Source organism: Devosia soli (assembly GCF_000970455.1).
GTDB classification, from domain to species: domain Bacteria; phylum Pseudomonadota; class Alphaproteobacteria; order Rhizobiales; family Devosiaceae; genus Devosia; species Devosia soli.
In genome coordinates this window covers 107,223-119,957 of record NZ_LAJG01000025.1, presented here as the reverse complement: position 1 = coordinate 119,957, position 12,735 = coordinate 107,223, and the positions used below count along the sequence as shown (strand labels likewise).

The 12,735-nt window shown below is 59.3% G+C and carries 16 protein-coding genes; 6 read left to right on the top strand and 10 right to left on the bottom strand.

Going from position 1 to position 12,735, the window contains the following annotated elements:
* The 3 genes from VW35_RS21345 to VW35_RS15290 all read right to left on the bottom strand — a co-directional run.
* Positions 1 to 299, bottom strand: a 299-nt coding sequence (locus tag VW35_RS21345) for a hypothetical protein (protein WP_152662617.1), incomplete at its 3' end; no start/stop codon positions are given.
* Entirely contained in the window at positions 296 to 514 is a 219-nt protein-coding gene (locus tag VW35_RS15295) for a hypothetical protein (protein ID WP_046143946.1), read from the bottom strand. The genes VW35_RS21345 and VW35_RS15295, both read right to left, overlap by 4 nt.
* A gap of 34 nt (positions 515 to 548) precedes the next feature.
* Positions 549 to 911, bottom strand: coding sequence for a hypothetical protein (locus tag VW35_RS15290; protein ID WP_046143945.1), 363 nt, complete (start codon positions 909 to 911; stop codon positions 549 to 551).
* A 229-nt stretch (positions 912 to 1,140) separates the two neighbouring features.
* Here VW35_RS15290 and VW35_RS15285 point away from each other — a divergent pair, with 229 nt between their 5' ends.
* The 6 genes from VW35_RS15285 to VW35_RS15260 all read left to right on the top strand — a co-directional run bounded on the left by VW35_RS15285 (position 1,141) and on the right by VW35_RS15260 (position 7,973).
* A complete protein-coding gene (locus VW35_RS15285; RefSeq protein WP_152662616.1) occupies positions 1,141 to 1,818 on the top strand; it encodes a hypothetical protein in 678 nt (225 codons plus the stop codon).
* 208 nt (positions 1,819 to 2,026) lie between these two features.
* Complete coding sequence (locus VW35_RS15280) at positions 2,027 to 2,890, top strand: hypothetical protein (protein ID WP_046143943.1); 864 nt, start codon at positions 2,027 to 2,029, stop codon at positions 2,888 to 2,890.
* Positions 2,887 to 5,205, top strand: coding sequence for a Mu transposase C-terminal domain-containing protein (locus VW35_RS15275; protein WP_046143942.1), 2,319 nt, complete (start codon positions 2,887 to 2,889; stop codon positions 5,203 to 5,205). Before VW35_RS15280 ends, VW35_RS15275 begins: the two co-directional genes overlap by 4 nt.
* Positions 5,202 to 6,251 carry a TniB family NTP-binding protein gene (locus VW35_RS15270; protein WP_046143941.1) on the top strand — a complete coding sequence of 350 codons (1,050 nt, stop codon included), beginning with the start codon at positions 5,202 to 5,204 and terminating at the stop codon, positions 6,249 to 6,251. The genes VW35_RS15275 and VW35_RS15270 overlap by 4 nt, the downstream gene beginning before the upstream one ends.
* Positions 6,241 to 7,374, top strand: a complete 1,134-nt coding sequence (locus VW35_RS15265; RefSeq protein WP_046143940.1) for a TniQ family protein — start codon at positions 6,241 to 6,243, stop codon at positions 7,372 to 7,374. The genes VW35_RS15270 and VW35_RS15265 overlap by 11 nt, the downstream gene beginning before the upstream one ends.
* Positions 7,375 to 7,634: 260 nt before the next feature.
* A complete protein-coding gene (locus VW35_RS15260) occupies positions 7,635 to 7,973 on the top strand; it encodes a hypothetical protein (protein WP_046143939.1) in 339 nt (112 codons plus the stop codon).
* Positions 7,974 to 8,103: 130 nt separating this feature from the next.
* On the opposite strand, the gene VW35_RS20720 is transcribed toward VW35_RS15260, so the two are convergent.
* From VW35_RS20720 to VW35_RS15225, 7 genes are all read right to left on the bottom strand, one after another.
* A complete protein-coding gene (locus VW35_RS20720; protein ID WP_052951778.1) occupies positions 8,104 to 8,925 on the bottom strand; it encodes a MotE family protein in 822 nt (273 codons plus the stop codon).
* A 183-nt stretch (positions 8,926 to 9,108) separates the two neighbouring features.
* Entirely contained in the window at positions 9,109 to 10,356 is a 1,248-nt protein-coding gene (locus VW35_RS15250) for a L,D-transpeptidase family protein (protein WP_046143938.1), read from the bottom strand.
* Between the two features lie 88 nt (positions 10,357 to 10,444).
* On the bottom strand, positions 10,445 to 10,771 hold the full coding sequence (locus VW35_RS15245) for a hypothetical protein (protein WP_046143937.1): 327 nt from the start codon (positions 10,769 to 10,771) through the stop codon (positions 10,445 to 10,447).
* Positions 10,772 to 10,894: 123 nt separating this feature from the next.
* Positions 10,895 to 11,410 carry a DUF305 domain-containing protein gene (locus VW35_RS15240; protein ID WP_046143936.1) on the bottom strand — a complete coding sequence of 172 codons (516 nt, stop codon included), beginning with the start codon at positions 11,408 to 11,410 and terminating at the stop codon, positions 10,895 to 10,897.
* 162 nt (positions 11,411 to 11,572) lie between these two features.
* Positions 11,573 to 11,848, bottom strand: coding sequence for a metal-sensitive transcriptional regulator (locus VW35_RS15235; RefSeq protein ID WP_046143935.1), 276 nt, complete (start codon positions 11,846 to 11,848; stop codon positions 11,573 to 11,575).
* 98 nt (positions 11,849 to 11,946) lie between these two features.
* Positions 11,947 to 12,231, bottom strand: coding sequence for a copper-binding protein (locus VW35_RS15230; protein WP_046143934.1), 285 nt, complete (start codon positions 12,229 to 12,231; stop codon positions 11,947 to 11,949).
* Between the two features lie 22 nt (positions 12,232 to 12,253).
* The gene (locus VW35_RS15225) at positions 12,254 to 12,724 is read right to left on the bottom strand and encodes a cupredoxin domain-containing protein (protein WP_052951780.1); all 471 of its coding nucleotides are present in this window, start codon (positions 12,722 to 12,724) and stop codon (positions 12,254 to 12,256) included.
* Between the last annotated feature and the right edge of the window lie 11 nt (positions 12,725 to 12,735).

The following is a 12,735-nucleotide window of genomic DNA, read 5'->3' as shown; positions in this document are numbered from 1 at the left end:
GGCCACGACCATTCAAGGCGAGCCGGAAAAAGTTCAGGATTACTCTCGTGAGCAAGTCGATCCAGGCGTAACATGTCGCGCAGGTATGCTTTCGCCGTGCCGTACGTATGGATCTCCCTCAGATGCTCCAAGTATCGAGCGAGCAACTCCTCGGTAAGTTGTTGCCCATCTACATCATTCTCGCGCATCCAATCGATATAGTCTCTGGCGCGCCGGCCAACCCGCAGTTTGTGGCGAATGGTGAAGTCAGACCGACTGATGACTGACAGCCAAGCCGAGAGCAGGTCGTCATTGGTCACTTGGCTTCCTCAAGGAATTTCTCGACCGCCTTTTCAACGAGCTCGTAGGCGTGCTTGTCCTCGTGCAAGGCTCTCGCCTTGAGCGCCTTGATCAGGCGAGGCGGCAGGTAGACCAGCATTTGCCGGCGGCCGTCGGAACGGGACGACCTTTCCGCCGGCGCAGTGCCTACGTTGACCGCCTCTTTGACAGGGGCCGGATGCTTGGAATCTTTCATGGAAGCCAAGATACCATGCCGCCGCTGCAGATAGCTATATAGTTCGAGAAGGCGTCAGGCCGCGGCGCGACAGTCCGATCTGCCGGCGGTCTGCTACCGGCAAAGGCAGATTTCGAGGGTCTATGTCGTTCTCCTCGTACCAAGCCCTTGTCGCAGCAAAGGCGACCTCGCTTGCCGCATGCCAGATGTTTAGGCGCAGCTCGCTATACCCTAGTCCTGTCACAGTGAGCCCCTCGGGGTGGCTGGTCAGGAAGTCGATGGTCCACTCGACCGTAATGTCCTCGAGCATCGGCCAATCGCAACTGGCAGACGGACCGTCATGCTCTTCATCGATGAAGCCGTATTCGTATTTCAGATCCTCGATCTCGCCGGCGATCAGTTCGTCTAGGGTGTACATGAACGTGTCCTTTGCTGGTGACTGCCGCACCTTCCGTCAGAAGGAAGCAAGGAACAAACTGGAGCACACCATCAACGACAGCTGTCGTAACCCCGTAGCAGATGGATAGCTGAATAGTTAAATAGCTATTGACTCACCCCCTGCCCGCATACAACTATCATCCCAGGTCGATGCCGACGGCCTACTTGGAAAAGTCAGTATCCGCGTAGTGCAGCCCGAGGCGACTGTCATGGCACAAGCTCCTGCTCATGAGGACCTGGCACGGCATCCCGGTTTCAGATGTTTCAAGTCCGTAGCGTCAATCCGATATCCGAAGCGGTGGTACCGTACCGCCCTCATCGACGCCGCTCTTGACCCGGCAGTGATGAAGATGGGGCCGCTCTTGCTGCCAAAAAGCAGGCTTCCGCAAGAGAGCGAATTCAGCTTCTGGATGTCCGTGAACGGCGTCAGCACTCTGGTCGTCTTGAGCGAGGGCGGTTGCGATATTGCAGCGTTAGCCGCCCGGGTGCCGACCAAGTCTGTAACGCGTCTGGCCCTGCAGGAAGAGCCCACTGCCAGGCTGAGACGGGAAATCTGGTCACATCAGCGGGCCAAGGTGTCGATCGAGCTAATAGTGCTAATCGTCCAGGAGACCGATAACGGCTTCAAGGATTTGACGCTGCGCGACGTCCGACTGATGGCGGGCAAGGTTTGCGGAGACGCCGGACCGAGTGTCTATGCCGCCATCGTTAGCGGGTACCTGCAAGTCGACATCAGGCAAGGATGGTCGCCGTCGGTACCGGTCAAGCTGGGGCCAATGGCTGCCAGACTCCTTTCTCCTGTTGATCAAGAACGAGGATTGGGTGTCTTCAATCCTTCTGCAGGAGAGCCCGTCGCCGTGCGCTGCACGACTGACGCGCATACATAAAATTGCACGCATTTCGCGTGTCGATCCGCAAGAAACTGCCATTATCACCGGCGGTGGAAAAACGTTGATTGTCAGATAGATCGATAGCGGGAAGCTCTCCACTCGCCCCGATTTCGACCAAGCATCCCATTTTCCGAGAACGCAATAACGCGACAAGCCGCCGAACCGAAGGTTCCGGCGACTGCTGGTCGTCGTCAGGAGTTTTTCGATGGCAACCAAGAATGGAAGTCAGTCAAAAAGCGGCGGTGTCACCGGTGGGCTCACGAAGCGTCTTCTATCGATGGGAAACGTCAAACGCTCTCCGCAGATCGGCAAAAGTCGCGCGCGCAAGCGTCAAGAAAAGCTTCACCCTTTGCTCCGTGGCGCCGAAGCCCGCGGGGTTCGAGGACGCGGCCGCGACATCTATACCGGTTCGGTCCCGATGTTCAGCTTGGGCGGCAAGCTTTTGGATGGCGAAGGTGCAACGGAAATCGACTTTTGGACTGTCGTCGACTTCGCCGAAGAAGGCCTCTTGGAAGCGGACGCGCAATGGCATCCGATCCAGTTCGAACTTTATGATCGGGTTCGTTTCTGGATACCCGATGGCCGACTGGTTCGCCGGGATCGCGCCAGGCCGACGCTGATAGAAATCAAGCCTCTCTCCTCGGTGCGGATCGACCCCGTGGAGGATCCGATCGGCGCGAAGGTCGTCAAGGATTGGATGGCTGCACTAACCTCTGCCGCTGACCGCGAAGGCGCCGATTTCGAGCTGATAACGGACTTCGAGGTCCGTACCGAACCTCGGTTTTGGAATGCACAGATGATGCATCGTGCCCTGGGAACCAGGTTCAGCGACAAATTCATTGACGCCGTGGTTGACGAACTTCCCCGATTGCCGGCCGCTTCCACCGTTTCAGAGCTGGCAGATCTTATTCCCGATATAGGCCCGGCCGCTTTATCCATTTGCTGTTGTCTCGACAGGAAAGGTCATATTCGCCTCGACAGGTCCACGCCGTTTCGCCCCGCGTCCATGTTCGCGAACTATCGCACCGCCGGCCAACGATCCGCTATTGTCGAGGGAGATCACCCATGACCATACGGCTCGCACCAGCATCGAGGCGCGTCGGTGACCTGGTTCGTGTTCACGGCGCGCTCCATCAAATCGTGGTCGGGGAAGCATCCGGCGAGAAGACCTATGTCCGTCTTGCAGACGGGAAGGAATTTCAGGTCTCCCCTGAGGTTCAAAAGCAACTCGCGCTCTCCGGCGCCCTCACCGCGGACACGCAGACGCCCTACCTCGAGAGCGACCTCAGGGACGTGGTGACGGCTGACTGGGGGTCGTTCACCGAAGGAGAGAAGGCCTCTGCGCATCGCAAACTCATCTACATGGACGCTCTTGACGCCGAACTGGACGTCGAGAAGCGCCGAAGGGAGGAGTTCGCCATGCCGATCGTTCTGCGCGTGCATGCGGAGGAAGACAAATCCGGAAAGCCCTGCCCTTCGATGCGCTCGATCGCGCGTTGGAGCTATCGATGGATAGCTTCCGGGCGTGACATCCGCGCTCTTGCGGACATGAACTACCGCAAGGGCAACCGGCGGGATGACGATCCCTATGCCTGGAGCGACATGATCATCCTGCAGTGCATCGAGACGCTGATGATGCAGGCGCCCTATTGTTCGGCGGCGCACACCGCCCGGGTCGCCGATGCCTTGGTGCATCAAAAGGCCGAAGCGGAAGGGCTGCCATTGCGTCCGCGGCTGCACGGATCCCGGCATGTCGGGGCCCACCGTGTCTACGATCTGCTCGAGAAATTCGGCTACTACGAACGCCTCACGAACCAATTCGGCCGTAAGGAGGCCCGCTCTCGGGGACAAACCTCGGCTCTCGGCCCGCAGGGTGACTATGCCCTGCACGAGGTCGAGGTCGACCACACCAAGCTCGACATCATGGTCTACGACGAGAAGCGCCAGGCTCGCGGGCGCCCTTGGCTTACGGTACTGATCGACCGTTACTCCCGGATGATCGTCGGGTACTACATTTCCTTCGAAGCGCCGTCCTGGTTCTCCGTGATGATGGCGTTGCGACTGGCAGTGATGCCGAAGAAAAAGTACTTGGACAGCCTCAACTACGACTTCGAATTCGACTGGGACTGCCATGGCACCCCGGATCACCTCTACATGGACCGTGGCGCCGAGTTTCGCTCCGAATCCCTGCGTGCAACTGCAATGGTCCTGCGGATCAAGCTCCACGACCTCCCCCGTGCTTCCGGGCAGCTGAAGGGTAAGGTGGAACGGTGGTTCCGCGTCGAGAACCAGGGCCTATTGCACACGCTGCCGGGCTATCTGGGCTCCAATCCGTCCCAGCGTATCGAAGAAAACGCCAAGCCCAAGTTGACCATCGGCGAGCTCGAAACGGTCGTGGCGGCCTTTGTTGTCGACATCTACAACAACCGCCCTCACGGAAAGACCAAGGAGCGCCCGTCAAAACGATACGCGGATTCCATGGCCAACCTGATGAACGACAAGCTGCCACCCGAGGAGGAGCTTCTCGGGCCGGCAACCAATCCGACCCGAACCGCACAGGTTGGGAAGAACGGATTGCGGTTCGACAACATGATTTTCCAGTCGGACGAACTTCGGGCCCTCTGGCGCCGGCGGAACTGTATCGCCATGAAGTCGATCGTTCGCTTCGATCCCAACGATATCTCGACCATCCTCGTCTATGACGGCGTGCATAGACCATGGGTAAAGGCGCACCTGGTCGGTGAGCATGGCGGCAAGAAGATTTCCTACGAGGAGGTCCAATACCGCATGCAAGCGGACGAGCCTCCTTCCGAGGGGCCGGAGGTTGCCCGGAAGCGAAGCCGAGCGATTCTCAAGCTCGAGAACCTCAAGGATAAGCTCTCTCCGAGAAAAGCCACGACGAGGAAGCCGGGCGATCCGAAAAAGCGCGGTGAGTTTACTAGTCGTTCTGCGTTCGACGGCGAGAAAAGTCAGGGTGGTATGGTGGGTTACGACCCGGATCGTCCGCCTGACGCAAGGATGAACGACAGCACGGGGCCATTCGGCACGCCATCGTCCGTGCAGCAATTCTTGAAGGCAGAAAGCCGCGAGATCGAGACGTCGTATCGCCAGGTCGAGCAGCCGCCGGCATCGCCGGGTTACTCGAAGGCGGCCCCCTACCCCGCCGAGGATGAGCCCACCGTCGCCGGCGAACGGGCCGGCCCACCGTTCGCGTCCAGGTCTCGGTCACCGGCCGCACAGCAACCCATCGAGCCGATCGATAGCGAACCCGACCGGTCGGTGCCAGCCGGGTCCGGTGGCGACAGCCCGAGTGGAAGCCGGACGCCGCAGCCTAATGCGCAACGGAAACAAAAAAAGAGAAATCCGGGAGTGATCCGTAGATGACCAAAGATACTGAGCTAGACAAATGGGCAACCGCCACCATCATCGAACGTGAGAGACACTTCGGTCGAGCGGTCATTCCTAACCGCATTACTCGCAAGGTTGCCGACGTCCTCAGCTTTGCTCACCAGAGTTATTCTGCGCGCCATGAAGGCCGGCTTACCTTGATCAGCGGCGAGAGCCGCATGGGAAAGACTATAGCATGTGAGCAATACATTTTCGACTATGCCCAAGAGCATGGCGGCCGCTACGTCGCATGGGAGCCCAACCTCCTGAACTTGAGGGAGCGCGATGCGGTAGCTGGCGTTGTCACGGTCGAGAAGCAGGGGCCGCTTCAAACGCTCTATCCCGTCGTTATGTTGCAGATCGGCGTCAATCCCACGTTCCAGGGCATCATGCGCGACGCGATATTTGCCTTAACGCGTGAAGCGCCCAAGCAGCGTGCCGGAAACATGGCGTTGGCTATCCAACTGTCACGCCTCTTAGGCGAACTAGGCACCGGTCTTCTTATCTTTGATGAGGCACAGCGCATTGTCGACTCGATGGCCGGTCCTGGCAGCCGGTCGGCCGCTGAGGCGTTCAGACAGATCTGCAAGATGACAAAGATCGAGGTCGCCCTTGTTGGGACCGGGGACTTGATGACGGTGGTCGACACCGCCAAGGACCTGAGAAAAATGGTTGAACAGTCAGTCACCCTGGCGCCCTTCGCATTCCCCGAACACGAGGGTTCGGAGTGGATTGCAATGCTAGAAGAGCTGGAAGCCGAACTTCCCTTCGATGCCCAATCCGACATTTCAAGTTGGAAGGTTGCGACCCGCCTCCACCGATATTCCAACGGCATCCTCGGCGAGGTGACGACTCTGCTTGGCATCGCTACCAAGCACGCAATGGCCAATGAAGAAGCCTACGTCGATATGGACACTTTGCTACTGACGCTCCGCGAGCGTCTGAGCGTTCCGGACGACCAGAACATTTTCAAAAGAACCGATGCAGCGCTAGGCCTGCCGAAGCCGAAACCGCTTCCGGTCGAGGCAAGTCATGCGGGTTAGAGGCGAGCAGTGGGTGCCGCCCGTTCGCGTGGCGAACGATCCGGCAGAACCCGTTCCGGCATTGCTCGTGCGCTTTGCCCATGTCAACGGCTGGATCGGTCTGAGGCATTTTTGTAAGCTTTTGGGGTCAACCCCGGAGAAAATTGGCAACGGTTCGGATTTGGCGACGCTTGCGACCGCCACTCGGATCCCGGCCGGCGAGCTGCAGTCCAAGATCCCGGTATTTACGGGCAAGTCGGTGAGCTACTTTGGTCATCGACTATCGGCGGAATGGTTGGATACCCGGCAACGCCGGATCTGTCCCGGATGCATGGCTGAAGATGGCCGTAACCATCGGTTCTGGTGGGACCTCAAGTTCATCGACCGATGCCCCGATCACGGAATTGCCCTGACGAGCAGGTGCGCATGCGGAAACGTTCTGACCTACACCGACGCCGACAATCTCAAATGTTCCAGCTGCACCGACGAAGGCCTGCTTGATGAGCCGGCGAAGGTAGATGTTCCGCCCAGGCCATTTCAGGCATGGTGCCTGGCTAAGATGGGCTGTGCTGTCCCCGTTGACCCTGTGCCGGCGCTCGACAATTTGCCACTGATGCTGGCAATCCAGCTCGTAACCGCCGTGGCCACTCTGTTGGATGGCGGCTTCTCAAGAACCCGACCCGCGCTTTCCGCCATGAAGGATGGCGGTATCCACGCGGCAGAGCGCGCCTTCGAACTGTTGGTGCAAGAAGATCTGCAAATTGCAATTGAGCCTGTCGTGGAGGGTTTCAGGCACGGTCGCGCGTCCGTGTTCGAAATCGCTCCGATCGAGGCCTTAGGCTGGTTCGCGGACGAATACGCGTTCAAATTCGCTGGCAACGTCCCCGACTTCGATCGTCTCCTTCGTCATGCGCTGACGCATTGTCTCGGATTTCCCGTAGCTGCTCTCGACAGGCGCGAGCATCTGTCGTTGCGCAGCCTGGCTCGGGAAGTGCGAGCGCCGATGGAAGCGGTGATCCTCGCGCTGGAGGAAAGCGAGACTTTCGGTCAATGCCGACCTGTGGGTGATGACTACGCCGTCCCGACGTCGGTTGCGACGGCAATCAGGGTGCAATGGTTCAATGCGCGGTTGGCCCATCTTTAGCATCGACCGGCCTCGCTCAATGAGCGTTTCGGCAGGCCCGATGCGAAGTGTCCGGGTCATAGGGCCAGGGAAAACCGATGGCGTGCCACCGGACTTGCGGTTCGTCGCAATCCCCACACGAAGACTACAGCCGACAGCATGATTGAATCTTGCGTGCGGTCCGGAAGCTCATGGTGTCTCCCTTGTGCACTTGGCGCAACTCCGTCCTGAGCATAAGCTTCCCCAAACACTCAACCCGTATGCCCATCGGACTTCTTAGTATGCAGAAACTGGCCTTGGCCGCAGGTCTTGCGTTGCTCGTGAGCACGATAGGGACACTCGCTCAGGATGCGGAGTATCGCATCGTCACCCGGGGGCCTTCGTCGGCGGACATCGTCGGTGCAGACGAGTTTTTCTCGTTCTACCCCACCGACCTCTGCAAGCGGACGGCGTCGGGTGACGACACCTTCACCTATTCATGTCCGCTCGATTCCAGGACGGATAGCTTCGAATTCCGCAGGGATGACCGAAGCAAGCACTTGGTGCTGCTGGATCTGTCTATCGCCGACGACCTCGCCTACGAACAGAGCGTCGACGTGCTGGACGGGTTTTTTCGTTGATGGCAGTCGATACTTGCGCCGACGCACTTCTCGCCGGTCAGGGCCGATGACGGCGCATCATGCTGCCCACCCATGACCACGTGGTCCTCGCGCCAGGACCTGGCGTGTGTCGGCACGGACGTGGGCACGGTCAATCGGGGAGTTTCGTCGCCTGATCCATCATCATGATCGTCAGTACCTGAGCTCGCGCCGGTTCTAGCTCAGCCATGATCGCCGACATCTTCCGCGGGGACATGGCCGAGGCAATCTTGAGGAGCACTGGATCGGGCAGACCGCCCAAGACCCACGCTGCTTCCTTAGGCTTCATGTTCTGATAGAGCGAAACCATTTCAGCGACCTGCTCCTCGCTCTGTTGATCACGCGCGCCGACCAGCTGATTGATGCTGGCCTCGAGTGCCGTCAAGGCTGCCGTACGTTCGGCGATGCGCTTTTCCGCGGCATCTAGGAGGCGTGCCTGCTGATCAAGGCTGGCCTTCTCCTGATCGAGGCCGGATTTCCGCTCGCCGAGCCGCAGGAGAAGCTCGCCTTCCGTGGTCGATCCAGTGCCGTCGCCCAAAATGGGCTGGGGACCCGTGTTGGTCATCATCGTCGGCTGAGCATCGACGAGTGCCACGCAATCCTTTTCCGAGCCCTCCGCCACCGGTTTGGGTATCGTGACCTCAGCGCCATCCGACGGAAGCTCGACCTCGACGGCACAGCGATCCGGGGAAAGTGCCGCTGCGCCAACGAGGGGATTGAGTGATTGCCCTGGCGATACCGATGTCGCGGGCGCAGACAATTCCAGGGTAGGTGAGCCGTCCTGCAACACGGGAGCTGCATCACCGAGTGTCGGGCCGCCGACCGAGACAGAGGCGCCCTCCCCCGCTTCGCCCTCCGGACTTGCCTTGGGAACAGCAAGTGCCGGGTCGGCACACACCAGCATGACCGCCAATGCCACCGAAAGCTTCTTCATCCCAACCATCTCAAGCTCCGTGTCCGAGATGGCCCCACAATGCCCTACCCGGGTTGAACCCTGGCTAAGGCAATCCATGCATTTCGACGGATCATGGTTCGAATGCCGCAGGACTTTGAGGAACGGCTCGCGGGTGCCGGCCTGACGGACGAATAGGCCGGCACCCGTGACAGGGTCATTCGGTCAGGCTTCGAAATTGACCTTTCCGGCCATGTCGAACTCGTAAACATCGTCACGGAAGCTGACGACGCCCTGCCGATTGGCCCATGCCGATATGTAGGTGGTGTGCAGTTCGACCGGATTGCGGACGTCGACGTCCTTGCGTTCGCCGGTTGCAAAGACATTGCCGACCTCGGCTGGCCCCCAGTCGCCATTATCGCGAAGCACCCAGCCGACGAAGTCCTGCACCTGATCCACGCGGACGCATCCCGAGGAATAGAAGCGGGCGTTCTCGCCGAAGAGCCCTTTGGTCGGCGTGTCGTGCAGATAAACCGCGTGAGGATTGTGGAAGTTGATCTTCACGTTCCCCATGGAATTTTGCGGCCCCGGGTCCTGGCGGAAGTTGTAGTTCACCGCCTCCTCGGTCTGCCAGTTGATATCGGTGGGCTGCAGCTCCTTGCCGCTGCCGTCGTAGATGCGGATCTTCTGTTCGGTTAGATAGTTCGGGTTCTCGTTCATGTACTTGATGAGGTCCCGACGAATGATCGAGACCGGCACGTTCCAGAACGGATTGAAGTTGATCTGATGAATGCGGCTCTTCAGGATCGGCGTTTGTCGATCGATGCGACCGACGACGGCGGTGTGCCGACGCTGCACCATGCCGCCTTCCACCGTCTCGATGAAGGCAGCCGGGATATTGACCACCACGTACCGTTCCGCGAGAGCCGGCGCCATGGCCTGGACGCGGAGGAGATTAAGACGAAGCTGGTGGAGGCGGGTCTCCGCCGGCACATTGAGAGCGTACCAGGTGGCTTCGTCGACCTCGCCGCTGACCTGAAGGCCATGGCGGGCCTGGAAGCGGCGGAGGGCAGCGTCGGTCGGCGCGTCGAAGGTTTCGTCGACGCGTTCGACCATCGGCATGTCGGCCGACGACAACAGCCGACGCTTAAGCTCCACCACACCGGCGCGGTTGACACCCATCCGCACGCCGTAGGTCTCCTGCGGCACCGGCTCCCAGCCGCCCGCTAGGACGAAAGGCTCGTACTGGGCAATGGCGAGCTGTAGATTGTTCGCCGTGTCGTAAGAAAGGATCGGCTCGTTGGTGTCGATCGCCTGAATGGCGGCGGCGCTGTTGGCTTCACGCTCGGCATCGCTCAGGGTGCGACTCTTATTCATCATGTCCCACAGGGACTGGGCTTGAGCGCCTTGAATAAATGGCAAGGTTACGGCCGCGCCCATCGGCAGCAGCCTGAGAAAGTCTCTTCTTTTCATGATTATCGTCCGTAGCTCTTGTCTCGAATTCGTAGTCGACGAGCGGTCGGCAGCGGGCATTGCCCGGCTGGTTCACTCGGCCATCGAACTATGCGAGGCGCGGCGGACGGAAGAGATCGTTGTAAAAAAGCGTAGCCGGACCGTCTATTCCCTTAGCGAGTCCGTGCGAACTGCCCAAACCGTCGATTTTCGGATGCGCCGGAGCCGCAGCAGGAAGAACCAAGGCAAGGGCACAGCAGCCGATGGCGTGCATGGGCTCCTTGCTGCAATCTCCATGATGGTCGTGCGCCTGCTCGGTCCAGTTGGGTGCGACCGAACCGACCTCGGCAATAGCTGCCTGAGGCGTCGAAAGCGCCAGCATCACCGTAGCAAACAGGATGGGCAGTAGCCCTCGGATTGAGCGGACGATCGACATTGGTTTCCGGGCAGCGAGATCGTGGCTCGCGAGAATTCTATTTTATGAACAATTCGGGCGACAATTGGAAATGCGACCGAAAAGGCCGCACAATCCGATCACCTGTTGCTCAAATGAGACGTCTTAAAGCCGATCGCCGATGACCTTCATCTGGTCGATTTCTTGGCGTTGCGCCTCGATAATCTCTCCGCAGAGCGCGATCAGCTCGGCATCCTCCAGATCCGCTTCCCGGCACATCAGGATCGCCCCGGAATGATGTGGAATCATCGAACTGATGAACTGGGAATCGTCGATCATGGCTTGCGAACGCGTAGCCCAGAATGAACCCACGGTCAGGAGCGCGAAGGCGACGTAAAGGACGACGTTCATGCGTTTGTCTGGGAACATCCCGGGCATGGTCGCCAACATGAAGATGCCCATCGGCGCCCACATCGTGACGGCCATATAGAACATGTTGAGATTGTTTCTGAAGTCGATCCAGCCATCGATCATCGAGAACATGACAACGTACATGACAATGAGGCCGAGGATCATGTTGACCCAGAAAAGCACATATGGCCGTCTGTGATCTTTGTGGTCGGCGTGCCCGACTTCGTCATGTCGGCCGGCGGTTGCGCCGTGATGAGAATGATCCGTCATAGTCTTTCTCCTTGGTGGTTCAAGCCCACGGGTTTGAGAGCCATCCAGATCGCCACAGCGGCCATCATCAGGTCTGGAGGAACGAGGCCAAGCGGGACATCTGCCTCGCCCTCTACGCTGGCCCGCTTGAGGCCGCGCTTAGCAAAAAGCCTTAAGCTCTCATCATCGCTTCGATCTTCCGATCAGGTCGACCAGCTCCTGAAATTTGCGCCGCTGGGCTTCTGGATCGCCCGATGCGATTGCCTCGGCGACGCAGGAATCCGCGTGCTGCTTGAGAATCTCGTCCTCGGCCTTGCCGAGTGCGGACTTGATCGCCTGCAGCTGGGTGAGGATGTCGATGCAATAGGAACCCTCTTCCACCATTCGCGAGACGCCCCCGACCTGTCCTGCGATCCGGTTCAACCTGTTCCGGATCGCGATCGAATGTTCGTTGCACATGGCCGCTCCGAAATACCCCGTGGGGGTATAAGTCCCCGCGTGCGGGTTTCGTTCCGACATGGAGAGAAGGAGGCCGGAAGTCCGACCTCCTCATTCGTTCAGTTCGCAGCCTCGATCTTGACCACGGTGATCTTACCGTTGACACGATCGGCCTCGAAAACCACCTGGTCGCCCACGGCAAGGGATTTGAGGAGGCTGGGATCTGCCATCGTGAAGACCATGGTCATCCCGTCCATGTCGAGATTTGTGATCGGGCCGTGCTTGAGGGTGATCTTGCCCTGAGCTTCATTGATCTTCTTGATCTCGCCCTGGACCGGCACAGTGGCAGCCATTGCGAAGGTGGGTAGAATAGCGAAGGCGGCGGCGGTGAGGAATTTGCGCATCTGTTTGTTTCCTTTGGGCTGATTATTGGACGATGATGGTGCCGAACATGCCGGCATCTCGATGCCCCGGGATGAGGCAGGAGAAGTCGAACTCGCCGGCATTGGTGAACTTCCAGACGAGCTCGCCGACCTTCTTGGGCGCCACGCGAGCCGCGTTCGGGTCGTCGTGTTCCATGTCCGGGTTTTTCGCCATTTCGACGGCGTGCTTGAGGTTGGATTCGAGATCGGCAAAGACGAGCTCATGGTCGAATTCGCCATTGTTGCGGATCACGAACTTGACTTGTTCGCCGGCCTTGATTTTGATCTGGTTAGGAACGAAAGCCATGCCGTCGTCCGTTTCGCGCATGGCGATCAGGATCATCCTGGCGGGCTTGGACGGATCCCCGGGTTCGCCGTAGACGAGGGCCTCGTCGTGATCGTGGCCGGAGTCGGCAAGGACCGGGTTGGCGGCGGCGAGGAACGCCATGATGGCGAGCGTGAGGTATTTCTTCATGTGCACTTCCA

What these genes read in the sequence shown, in the direction of transcription:
- VW35_RS15295 (WP_046143946.1), bottom strand. Translation starts at nt 514, where the DNA reads ATGAAAGATTCCAAGCATCCGGCCCCTGTCAAAGAGGCGGTCAACGTA.
- VW35_RS15290 (WP_046143945.1), bottom strand. Translation starts at nt 911, where the DNA reads ATGTACACCCTAGACGAACTGATCGCCGGCGAGATCGAGGATCTGAAA.
- VW35_RS15285 (WP_152662616.1), top strand. Translation starts at nt 1,141, where the DNA reads ATGGCACAAGCTCCTGCTCATGAGGACCTGGCACGGCATCCCGGTTTC.
- VW35_RS15280 (WP_046143943.1), top strand. Translation starts at nt 2,027, where the DNA reads ATGGCAACCAAGAATGGAAGTCAGTCAAAAAGCGGCGGTGTCACCGGT.
- VW35_RS15275 (WP_046143942.1), top strand. Translation starts at nt 2,887, where the DNA reads ATGACCATACGGCTCGCACCAGCATCGAGGCGCGTCGGTGACCTGGTT.
- VW35_RS15270 (WP_046143941.1), top strand. Translation starts at nt 5,202, where the DNA reads ATGACCAAAGATACTGAGCTAGACAAATGGGCAACCGCCACCATCATC.
- VW35_RS15265 (WP_046143940.1), top strand. Translation starts at nt 6,241, where the DNA reads ATGCGGGTTAGAGGCGAGCAGTGGGTGCCGCCCGTTCGCGTGGCGAAC.
- VW35_RS15260 (WP_046143939.1), top strand. Translation starts at nt 7,635, where the DNA reads ATGCAGAAACTGGCCTTGGCCGCAGGTCTTGCGTTGCTCGTGAGCACG.
- VW35_RS20720 (WP_052951778.1), bottom strand. Translation starts at nt 8,925, where the DNA reads ATGAAGAAGCTTTCGGTGGCATTGGCGGTCATGCTGGTGTGTGCCGAC.
- VW35_RS15250 (WP_046143938.1), bottom strand. Translation starts at nt 10,356, where the DNA reads ATGAAAAGAAGAGACTTTCTCAGGCTGCTGCCGATGGGCGCGGCCGTA.
- VW35_RS15245 (WP_046143937.1), bottom strand. Translation starts at nt 10,771, where the DNA reads ATGTCGATCGTCCGCTCAATCCGAGGGCTACTGCCCATCCTGTTTGCT.
- VW35_RS15240 (WP_046143936.1), bottom strand. Translation starts at nt 11,410, where the DNA reads ATGACGGATCATTCTCATCACGGCGCAACCGCCGGCCGACATGACGAA.
- VW35_RS15235 (WP_046143935.1), bottom strand. Translation starts at nt 11,848, where the DNA reads ATGTGCAACGAACATTCGATCGCGATCCGGAACAGGTTGAACCGGATC.
- VW35_RS15230 (WP_046143934.1), bottom strand. Translation starts at nt 12,231, where the DNA reads ATGCGCAAATTCCTCACCGCCGCCGCCTTCGCTATTCTACCCACCTTC.
- VW35_RS15225 (WP_052951780.1), bottom strand. Translation starts at nt 12,724, where the DNA reads ATGAAGAAATACCTCACGCTCGCCATCATGGCGTTCCTCGCCGCCGCC.